The sequence below is a fragment of the Methylobacillus methanolivorans genome (genome assembly GCF_054588515.1).
In genome coordinates this window covers 1575089-1585406 of the sequence record NZ_BAAILT010000002.1, presented here as the reverse complement: position 1 = coordinate 1585406, position 10318 = coordinate 1575089, and the positions used below count along the sequence as shown (strand labels likewise).

The 10318-nt window shown below is 51.1% G+C and carries 8 protein-coding genes; 4 read left to right on the top strand and 4 right to left on the bottom strand.

What is annotated here, in order from left to right:
- The first annotated feature begins 229 nt into the window (after positions 1-229).
- Complete coding sequence (locus LG202_RS08790; protein WP_230348010.1) at positions 230-1672, top strand: DHA2 family efflux MFS transporter permease subunit; 1443 nt, start codon at positions 230-232, stop codon at positions 1670-1672.
- Positions 1673-1716: 44 nt separating this feature from the next.
- On the opposite strand, the gene LG202_RS08785 is transcribed toward LG202_RS08790, so the two are convergent.
- The 3 genes from LG202_RS08785 to LG202_RS08775 all read right to left on the bottom strand — a co-directional run bounded on the left by LG202_RS08785 (position 1717) and on the right by LG202_RS08775 (position 3912).
- Positions 1717-2250, bottom strand: coding sequence for a GNAT family N-acetyltransferase (locus tag LG202_RS08785; protein ID WP_230348009.1), 534 nt, complete (start codon positions 2248-2250; stop codon positions 1717-1719).
- 16 nt (positions 2251-2266) lie between these two features.
- Entirely contained in the window at positions 2267-3349 is a 1083-nt protein-coding gene (aroG, locus tag LG202_RS08780) for a 3-deoxy-7-phosphoheptulonate synthase AroG (RefSeq protein ID WP_230348008.1), read from the bottom strand.
- A 143-nt stretch (positions 3350-3492) separates the two neighbouring features.
- A complete protein-coding gene (locus tag LG202_RS08775) occupies positions 3493-3912 on the bottom strand; it encodes a hypothetical protein (RefSeq protein WP_230348007.1) in 420 nt (139 codons plus the stop codon).
- Positions 3913-4293: 381 nt separating this feature from the next.
- Here LG202_RS08775 and LG202_RS08770 point away from each other — a divergent pair, with 381 nt between their 5' ends.
- The gene (locus LG202_RS08770; RefSeq protein WP_230348006.1) at positions 4294-5367 is read left to right on the top strand and encodes a DUF481 domain-containing protein; all 1074 of its coding nucleotides are present in this window, start codon (positions 4294-4296) and stop codon (positions 5365-5367) included.
- Here LG202_RS08770 and LG202_RS08765 read toward each other — a convergent pair.
- Positions 5342-5572: a hypothetical protein gene (locus tag LG202_RS08765; protein WP_230348005.1), complete on the bottom strand. Its 231-nt coding sequence runs from the start codon at positions 5570-5572 to the stop codon at positions 5342-5344. The genes LG202_RS08770 and LG202_RS08765 overlap by 26 nt on opposite strands.
- 206 nt (positions 5573-5778) lie before the next feature.
- Between LG202_RS08765 and LG202_RS08760 the strand changes: the two genes are divergently transcribed.
- Positions 5779-8355: a bifunctional diguanylate cyclase/phosphodiesterase gene (locus tag LG202_RS08760; protein ID WP_230348004.1), complete on the top strand. Its 2577-nt coding sequence runs from the start codon at positions 5779-5781 to the stop codon at positions 8353-8355.
- Positions 8356-8383: 28 nt separating this feature from the next.
- Positions 8384-10237 carry a diguanylate cyclase gene (locus tag LG202_RS08755; protein ID WP_268867634.1) on the top strand — a complete coding sequence of 618 codons (1854 nt, stop codon included), beginning with the start codon at positions 8384-8386 and terminating at the stop codon, positions 10235-10237.
- The last annotated feature ends 81 nt before the right edge of the window (positions 10238-10318 follow it).

Genomic DNA, 10318 nt, shown 5'->3' with positions numbered 1-10318 from the left:
TCTGCCGTCCGTAATCGGCTAAAACCCTTGCGTAGTATAGCTTTGGGCAATTAAGGGATTGATTAAATGACTCTTTTAATCCGTTTGTCGCAGGTTCGAGTCCCGCACGGCCCACCAGTTTTATAAAAGGTTACGCAATTGCGTAACCTTTTTTCGTTTCAAGGCTGCGATTGCAGTGTCTTTCACGTTGTTTTTTCCTAAGCGGTTTGATTTTTTGTGAGGTTGCGTTATGCAGGCAGGTCATCATCCATCTATTCATAACCGCTGGCTGGCGCTGATGATCTTATGTTTTGGCGTGTTGATGATTGTGCTTGATACCACGATTGTGAATGTGGCCTTACCATCGATCCGCGCTGATCTTGGCTTTAGTGAAACTTCGCTGGTTTGGGTGGTGAATGCCTATATGCTCACTTTCGGTGGTTTTTTGCTACTGGGTGGTCGCTTGGGGGATTTTTTCGGGCAGCGGCGTTTGTTCTTGATCGGCATTGCTTCGTTTACGATGGCATCTCTGGTTTGCGGTATGGCAGTGACGCAGCAGCAACTGGTCTGGGCACGCGCTGTGCAAGGCCTGGGCGGGGCGGTCGTGTCTGCAGTGGCGTTGTCGTTAATCATGAATTTGTTTACAGAGCAACGCGAGCGGGCCAAGGCGATGGGAGTGTATGGTTTCGTCTGCGCTGGTGGGGGTAGTCTGGGCGTATTGCTGGGTGGCGTACTGACTAGCACTTGGAGTTGGCACTGGATTTTTCTGGTTAATCTGCCTATCGGTATCGTGGTCTATATTCTGTGTTGGAAGTTATTGCCGGCACACATGGCTGAATCACGCCCACAAAAGCTGGATATTGGCGGGGCAATGAGCATCACGGCATCAATGATGTTGGTGGTGTATGCGATTGTGAATGGCAATGAAGCTGGATGGCTGTCTGTACAGACATTGGGTTTGTTCGCCGTGGCGGCATTTTTGTTTGCGTGGTTTATCGGGTTGCAGTTGCACGTGGCTGCGCCATTGATGCCTTTGAGTTTGTTCCGGCAGCGTAATGTGACGGTGGCCAATGTGGTAGCTGTACTATGGGCAGCAGCCTTGTTTGCCTGGTTCTTCATGTCCGCGCTGTATATGCAATTTGTGCTGGGTTATGACGCCTTGCAAGTGGGGCTTGCGTTTCTGCCGGCAAATGTGGTGATGGCTTTATTTTCACTCGGGTTGTCAGCATGGCTGGTCATGCGGATTGGTATCCGTGCATCGTTAACCCTAGGGTTGCTATTAGCTGCGGGGGGCTTGGGATGGTTTGCTTGTGCGCCGTTAGATGGTCAATTCTGGCGCGATATTTTTCCCGCCATGGTGTTATTGGGGCTTGGCGGTGGTATCGCTTTTAACCCTTTGCTCTTGGCGGCAATGAATGATGTGGCTCCTGCGGATTCTGGCCTGGCGTCGGGAATGGTGAATACTGCTTTTATGATGGGCGGTGCAGTTGGCTTGGCTGTGTTGGCAAGTTTGGCTGCGCTGATGAGTCAGCAATCGTTGGCGCAGGGCAATGCCTTGTCTGTCGCTTTGCTGGCAGGCTACCAACTGGCCTTCTTGCTTGGCGCGGCTGCGGCTGCCATTGGCGCTGGCTTGGCCTTGATGTTGATGCGCGAATCCAAGCTAGGGCGAGCAGCATCTACCCATATGCATTAAGCGCTCGCGTACTGGTTGCTTTTCGCCCGGTGATACCGGGCTTTTTATGCGGTGATACTTTTTTGAATGCTGGGTGATGTCAATGTGCGCACCATGTAGCATGCGTCCACATCGTAGCTACTTAGCTTAGCGGCAGGGACGAGATGGTTGGCTGGTTGGAATCGCTGCTTCTGCCAGAAATGGGATGATTGATTGACCGCGATCAACGAGAGGTTGCACAAGCCTGCACCGAGCGCATGCGCATAGAGATGAGCGAGGATTTCACCTGTGGCGTTTGTGCCGCGTGCGATAGGCAGCAGTGCAATGTCATGCAGATAGTAGCTGTTAGCTAGGTTGGGCAATGCATGTAGCATGCTGTTGAGGGATGGTGGTGTGCCCAGCTCCCAGGGATGACTAATCAGGTAGCCGCAGAGTTTGCCTGCGTGTTGTCGTACCCAGCACCCTTGCGGATATAGCCGTTGACGCTCAATGAAGATGGCTTCATCCTCAGGGTAGCCGGGATGTACCTGGGCCGCTATTTGTATGACGGCTGGCAAGTCGCTCGCTTGCATCAGCCGCCATGAAGCCTTGGGCTGCATGCGATACCTGCGCGAATTACTCGGTTTCTGCCTGGCGTTTGCGGCGCTGGCGTACGCTTTCGGCAAGGGTGTCGAGCAGGGTGATGGAGTCGTCCCAACCCAGGCAAGCGTCGGTGATGGATTTGCCGTACTCGAGCTGGCAGCCGGGGATTAAGTCCTGTCGGCCTTCGTTGATGTGCGACTCGATCATCATGCCGACAATGCGGTCATCGCCGCTGGAGATCTGGCTGGCGACATCGGCAACAACATCGATCTGGCGCTTGAATTGCTTGAGGCTGTTGGCATGCGAGCAGTCGATCATGACTTTAGCGGCTAAGCCAGAATGTGCAAGCTCGCGCGCGGCATCTTCCACACTGGCAGCATCGTAGTTCGGGGTTTTGCCACCGCGCAGTATCACGTGGCAATCTTCATTACCGCTGGTTGAGATGATGGCAGAGCGGCCTTCCTTGGTCACGGACAGGAAGTGGTGCGGGCTCGCTGCGGCTTTGATGGCATCCACGGCAATGCGGATGTTGCCATCTGTGCCATTCTTGAAGCCTACCGGGCAGGAGAGGCCTGAAGCCAATTCTCGGTGTATCTGCGACTCTGTGGTGCGCGCACCGATCGCTCCCCAACTGACTAGGTCGGCAGTGTATTGTGGGGTAATGACGTCGAGAAACTCCGTGCCGGCAGGCATGCCGAGGTCATTGACGTCCAGCAGGAATTTACGTGCCAGTTCCAGACCTTCGTTGATGCGGTAGCTACCATCGAGGAAAGGGTCATTGATCAGACCTTTCCAGCCGACAGTGGTGCGCGGCTTCTCGAAGTAGACGCGCATGACAAGCAACAACTCATGCTCGAAGCGCGCGCGCAGGGCGACCAAGCGGCGGGCATATTCCAGGCCTGCGTCATAGTCGTGAATAGAGCAGGGGCCGATGATGACAAGCAGGCGGTCATCGGCGCTATGTAGGATTTTATGAATGGCGCTGCGGGTTGCCACGATATTGTCTGTGGCAGCCTGGCTGGCAGGCAGCTCTTCAAGCAGCTCGGACGGTAATCTCAGCTCCTTGATTTCCTTGATGCGAACATCGTCAGTCGCAATTTTCTGGTATGGGCTCATTCTTTTTCTCACCGTCGCCCGGAGGGTAACCAAGCATGGCACGGTATTGGTATTGTAAAAAAGTCGATTATTATAACTTTATGCGGGGCTTCATGCCTGAGTTTGTGTCTTGACCGTCATGATGCAGCCTGCAGATGTCAGGCTTATGGCGCGATAGGCGTTGTTTTGCACACAAAGGTGTGAAAGCCGGCCTTGGGACCATCGATCTTGTCGAAATAGCCGTCTGACGAAGTTTGCACGCTGCCTTGCGGGCAGGTGAACATCGAGGGCGCTGATTCTGCAAGGGGCACGTAGCTTGCAATGCGGCCATTGGCATCGCGGCTGGCAATCAGCTTGTAGAAAATGCGGCGATTGCCTTCTTCGGCAATTTCAGAGGTGGTCCAGCACATATCGCCGTAAAAATAGGCGTCGATCTTGTCTGTTTTGTAATCGGCAAACACCACGCCGCCAATCACCTCGCTACCATGCTCGGGCTTGAAGTTGCCATAATCCTTGCATACAGCCATGGCGCTGGTGCCGTATAGCATTAGCGATGCAAGCAGGATGATAGTGAGCTTGTTCATGCGTATTCTTCCTCAAGATGCAATATTGTTTTCCGGCTATTCTCGCACAATCGCCGTGGTGGTCGTAGCGAGTCGTGGTTGAGCGATGTGGAACTCTAGCCCCTGTGTTTGATCTCATTGGGCATGCCAGAATAAAATAATAGTGATTAACAATATCAAGAGTTGTCACTCAAGCAATATTCATCTGCCCACCTGCTTATGTCAGCAATGGGTGAGTCTATCGGGGAGGCTTGCCAAGGTGCCCTGTGAATCGTGATCGTCAAGATAATGTGCCACACATCGTGCGCTCCTTGTGCCTGCAAGTGAAATGCAGATCATCATGTATGGATAACGGGCCTGATTCCTCAATGTCTCAGAGGATAGCGTCAGAAAGGATTAATTTTGTATCGTGTTGTGTTGAATCGATTGAGTGTTGCCTACCTTGTGGTGGCAAGTGTGAGTGCGTTGCCATTATCAGCTGCAGCTGATGAAATTCGTCTTAAGAATGGTGATGTGATCACTGGTAAAGTGGTTCGCAAGTTCAATGAGAAGGTTGTGTTCAAGACCTCTTATGCGGGTGATATCCAGGTCACTTGGTCTGAGATTGAGACAATCAAGACAGATGAGCCGCTTGCTGTGACGCTGACGGACCGCAGTAACTTGAAGACGACGCTGGAAAGTTATGATTCAGGCAAGGCGACCATCAAGCTGGCACAACTGGATGACGATGATGAGGATGGCAAAAAGCAATACGAAGAAAAAGAGATTCCCCTGGCCGACTTACTGTATATCAATCCCACGCCCGAATTATCTGGTGTCGGGGTGAATTGGAGTGGCCGTATCAATCTGGGCGGCTCGGTGACGCAGGGTAATACCGATACCACCACGCTCCGTCTTGATGGAGAGTCGATAGCACGTACGCTCAACCATCGTCTGACAGTGGCTGCTGTAGTCAATCGCGCAACCAACAATGGCGAGAATACCCAATTTAATAACCGATCTTCCATTAAGCTGGATCGCTTCATCAGCAATAAGTGGTATGTCTATGCCAATAACACGCTGGAAAATGATCGCTTCCGTGATATCAAGCTACGGACAATGACAGGTATTGGTAGTGGTTACCAGATATACGAACGACCAGACCGCAATCTTTTTGTCGAAGGTGGTCTGAACTATGTAACGGTTAATTATTATGATGCGGAAAATGAAAGCTATCCAGGCGCACGCTGGGCTTTAAAGTATGACCACCGCATTTTTGGTGGTAGCACCCAGTTTTTCCATGAGCACGAAGTGTTACTGGGCCTCGATAGTGCAAGTAATGCGTTGGCATTCACCAAGACAGGCTTGCGTTTCCCTATCATCAATAATTTCAACGCATCTATCCAATACAATCTGGATTGGGCAGGCCAGCCAGCAGAAGGGCGTAAGAGTACGGATAGTGCTTTGATCTTTAATCTTGGTTATGTCTGGCAGTAGCGGATGTCATCAGCGTAGCGCGCCTTGCGCGCCATTTTGCCACTTGTTGCCAGCGCATGATGTACTGTAGCAGGATGGTGATCACCATAAAGGTCAGTAGGTGTGCTAGGCCGGCATAAATGCTGACCAGCAAAATATGTGTCAATGCACTGGTCATGACCAGTGGTAATAATGCCATTAAGGCAATCAGAAGGATGAGAGGCATGATCGGGTTCTCCTTGCTGGGGTGCAGTATCATGAAGTTTCAAGCATGAAATGCGCCAAGCAGGGATGCCAAATACTCAATCTTTTCAAGAGAGTGCCGTTAATTGACCAAGGGACAAAGTTCCTTTCCTCCTTGTTGATAAAATGATGCAACAAGCCAAGTTACAATAAGCGCTATATTTTCTGGGCCAAAGACTCTAAAAAAACATGTTTTCTGACCAGGGCAGCCAATTTAGCATTGCGCCAGGTGGGTGGAGATTTTTCTCCCCCCTGATGGTGGCGGCCCTAATCGGTGTTTGTCTGCTGGGCGTTGCATTCTATATCCACCATGTGGATCACCAAGCCAAGATCAAGGATGAGCGCCATTATGTGTCAACGCTGGCAGCGGGCGTGCGTGCTCGCATTGAAGGAGAGTTGAATAGCTCTATTCATCTTGGCTTGGGAATATCTACCTATGTGGCGGCTAACCCCAATTTCAATACTGATAGTTTTAATCGTGTTGTAGCCAGCCTAGTGCATTATGGGCGTCACCTTAAAACCATCACCATGGCACCAGGCAATGTGGTGCGCTACGTTTATCCATTGGCTGGTAATGAGAGGTTGCTTGGATTACGTTATCAGGCAACCTCTCATGATCATGAAGTGTCTTTAGAGGAATCCAGGCATCCGGAGTTAATCGGCCCAATTGATCTGGTACAAGGTGGGCGCGGCATGGTGCATCGCTTGCCGCTATTCGTGTTTGACCAGGCTGGCAATGAGTCCTACTGGGGTACTGCGACGATAGCGCTGGATATCAACAGCCTGTTGCAAGCGGCAGGCCTTGAGGTGCATGGCCCCGTCCTCAGCTATGCCTTGCGTCGTCTTGATGCACGCGGTCATGCAGAAATGATTAGTGGCGACAGTGCTTTGTTTAGCCGTAACCCGGTTTTGCTGGACATTAGTCTGGATGGTCAATCCTTCTGGCAATTGGCCAGCATACCCACCAATGGGTGGGGCTACCTTGCCAAGCCAGATGACTGGATTGTCTGGGTTGGAGGATTGTTGGCTTTGGCTCTTGCAACCCTAACCTATGTCTGGCTGCGTACTATCCAGCAATTGCGCCAGCGCGATGCCCGAACCCGTCTTGCAACGAGTGTGTTTACCTCATCTAGTGAAGGCATGCTGATTGCCAGCCCCAGCGATGAGGTTATTGGTATCAATCCCGCAGTGACAGCGCTGACAGGATATTCGGCAGATGAGTTGTTGGGGATGCCTGTGAGTTTTCTTGCCGCTGAGCAGGATATGTCGGAAAGCCGGCAGCAAGCCTATTTTTCAGTCACTGAGACAGGAATTTGGCAAGGCGAAACCGTAATGCGGCATAAGTTAGGGCACACCTTCCCAGTAGCGCTGACCATTACTACTGTTGTTGGTATGGATGGCCATGCTGATTGCTATATCAATACCTTTAGCGACATCAGCGAGCGCAAAGCCAATGAGGCGAGAATTCATGACCTGGCTCACACCGACACCCTGACTGGATTGCCAAACCGGATGAGCCTGTATAACTGGTTGGGTGAGCGGTTGGCAAAAGCCCAAGTGATTGGGGTGATGATTCTGGATTTGGATAATTTCAAGATTATTAATGATACCTTGGGACACCATGTGGGAGATCAATTGCTGGTGGAGGTGGCGCGGCGTCTGGTCTACTGTATGGCACAAGAGGGGATGGTTGCACGGCTGGGTGGTGATGAGTTTGTACTCGTACTTGATGGGGAGTTGGTATCGCAACGGGTAGGGAAAATGGCGGAGCAGGTCTTGCAACGTCTGGCGCAGCCATACCTGATTGAAGGATATGAGCTGCATTCTTCATCTAGCATTGGCATTGGTATTTATCCACACGATGGTAGTGATGCGCATAGCCTGCTCAAGAATGTTGATACGGCGATGTATGAAGCGAAGTCCTCAGGCAAAAATAACTTCAAATTCTTTACCGAGAAAATGCGGGAAGAAATCAATGAGCGCCTGCATATGGAAAATCATCTCCGGCAGGCATTATTGCGCGAAGAGTTTGAGCTGCATTACCAGCCCCAGGTAGAGATTGCCAGCGGACGCATGATTGGCATGGAGGCATTGGTGCGTTGGAATCATCCTGAATGGGGGATGGTATACCCGGATAAGTTTATCCGGGTTGCGGAAGATACCAATCTCATTATCCCGCTGGGAGAATGGGTGCTCAAGGAAGCATGCCGGCAGATTAGCCAGTGGAGTCAACAGGGCTTGGATGAGGTGTGTATTTCTGTCAATATTTCTGCGCGTCAATTAAAATCAAGGCACTTGTTCAGCCTGATTGATGATTTGATTGCTACACACAATATCAAGCCAGGCATGCTGGAGCTGGAAATTACTGAAAGTGCAGCGATGGATGATCCCGAGCAAACCATCCCGCGCATGAAAAAATTAAGGAATAAAGGCGTTGCGTTAGCGATTGATGATTTTGGGACGGGCTATTCTTCCTTAAGCTATCTCAAATTGTTGCCGTTGACACGCCTGAAAATAGATCGCTCCTTCGTCAAGGATATAGAAACCGACCCCAATGATGCGGCGATTTGTGCTGCGACCATTGCATTGGCTCGGATCCTGGGCTTGGGCTTGGTGGCCGAGGGAGTGGAGACAGAAGCACAATTAGAATACCTACGCGCCCAAGGATGCGATAGCGCCCAAGGATATTATTTCAGTCGGCCCCTGCCAGAAAAAGACATTATGGCGTTTTTCGCCTGTCATCAGCAGGAGATATTATCGTCATGACACTATGATGCGGGGAATGGGAGGGGTGTTGCATAGGCTGGTCACATTGATGCTGCTGTGGGTTTTCCATGCTTGTGCGTGGGCGCAGCCTTCCGCATTACATCTGGATAATAGCCAGGGTGTTGTGCATGTTGGCTCATTCCTGCAGTATCTCGAGGATCCTGATCATCAGTTCAGGTTGCAGGATTTACCGCCCTTGCGCGAGGGCGGTGCCTGGAAACCTGCATTGAATGTGCATGGCAATGTGAATCTGGGCTATTCGCACTCTGCCTATTGGTTTGCCTTGCCAATATCTGTGAGTTCCGGCACTACAAGGGAGCGATTGCTCGAGGTGGCCTTCGCCTCGCTTGATCATGTTGAGGTTTATATGCCGGATGACAATGGTGCCTATCAGCGCCAGGTGTCAGGTGATCTCTATCCATTCAAGCAACGCCCTTATCCGCATCGTCATATGGTTTTTCCGCTCAATCTTCCCACGGGCGATCATGTAATTTATATCAGGGTAGAGTCAAAGGGAACATTGACTGTTCCAATCAATATTTGGCAGGTGAAGGCAATGCATGCGCATGATCAATATGCGTATTCATTGCTGAGCCTATATTACGGCGCGTTATTGGCGCTGTTTTTCTACAATTTCCTGATTTATCTCTCAACACGCGAAACCGTTTTCCTGTTTTACGTGGCTTTTGTCGGAAGCATGGTGGTGGCGCAGGCGTCACTGAATGGCTTGGGCAATCAATTTCTTTGGCCTGACTGGCCTGCATGGGGTAACGTAGCATTGCCCTGTGGCATGGCAGCCACGGGGTTTTTCGGCGTATTTTTCAGCCGTATTTTCCTTAACACACGCAGTACTTTCCCACGGCTAGATGCGCTCATGCTGGCATTTGCTGTCTTGTTTGCATTGATTATATTGTCTCCGCTCGCCTTGCCGTATCAATGGTCTGCATTGGCGGTTTCTTTGTCTGGGGTGATATTTGCGTTGTTTGTCACTGTCGTGGCCATCATGTCATATATGCGTCACAACCCTGGAGCGTTTTATTTTCTGCTGGCATGGGGAGCTGTGCTGGCAGGTGTGGTGATTCTCGGGTTGCGTAACATTGGCTGGGTACCCACCAATGCTTTTACCATCTATGCGATGCAGATTGGTTCTGCGATTGAAATGTTGATGTTGTCTTTTGCGTTGGCCGACCGCATCACCATCATGCGCAAGGAAAAAGAGCAGGCGCAGCGCGACACCTTGAATGCCAAGCAGGAACTGGTGGATGCTCTGATCAAGACAGAGCATGAGTTGGAAGAGCGAGTGACGCTACGTACCAAGGAGATTGAGGCGGTCAATACCCAGTTACGCCATAAGGAGCGTGAGCTACGCTATATGGCACTGCATGATGCCCTGACTGGCCTTGCTAACCGAACGCTGATGAATGACAGCCTCAAGCGTGCACTTGCCCGTGCTTGGCGGGACAAGGGCATAGTGGCCGTGTTGCTGGTTGACCTTGATGGCTTCAAGGAAATTAATGATGCCTATGGTCACGCGACAGGAGATATTGTTCTGCAAGTGGTCGCTGCCAGGCTACGTAAAGTAACGCGAGTGAGTGATGTGACAGCACGACTGGGCGGAGATGAGTTTGTCGTGATTCTCGAGGACATTCATGGAGAGGATGATGCCATCCGCATTGCCGAGAAGCTGGTGCAGGAGTTAGCTCGTCCGCTAGAGGGTGGCTTGCATATTTCGGCCAGTATCGGGATTGCCCTGAGTGCAGGGGCCCAGGTTACCGATGATGTGTTGTTGCGGCAAGCCGATAAGGCGATGTATGAAGCAAAACTGGCTGGTCGTAATCGATGGCATGTGGCCGACGGCATGGAGTGTGACAGCATGCGCTGATGGTTAAGCAACTTTTGCTGCATGTGCTTGTCATTTGGAATGGGAGTTCTGCTGCAGATATTTCCCATACAAATCAACATT

What these genes read in the sequence shown, in the direction of transcription:
- LG202_RS08790 (WP_230348010.1), top strand. Translation starts at nt 230, where the DNA reads ATGCAGGCAGGTCATCATCCATCTATTCATAACCGCTGGCTGGCGCTG.
- LG202_RS08785 (WP_230348009.1), bottom strand. Translation starts at nt 2,250, where the DNA reads ATGCAGCCCAAGGCTTCATGGCGGCTGATGCAAGCGAGCGACTTGCCA.
- aroG (WP_230348008.1), bottom strand. Translation starts at nt 3,349, where the DNA reads ATGAGCCCATACCAGAAAATTGCGACTGACGATGTTCGCATCAAGGAA.
- LG202_RS08775 (WP_230348007.1), bottom strand. Translation starts at nt 3,912, where the DNA reads ATGAACAAGCTCACTATCATCCTGCTTGCATCGCTAATGCTATACGGC.
- LG202_RS08765 (WP_230348005.1), bottom strand. Translation starts at nt 5,572, where the DNA reads ATGCCTCTCATCCTTCTGATTGCCTTAATGGCATTATTACCACTGGTC.
- LG202_RS08760 (WP_230348004.1), top strand. Translation starts at nt 5,779, where the DNA reads ATGTTTTCTGACCAGGGCAGCCAATTTAGCATTGCGCCAGGTGGGTGG.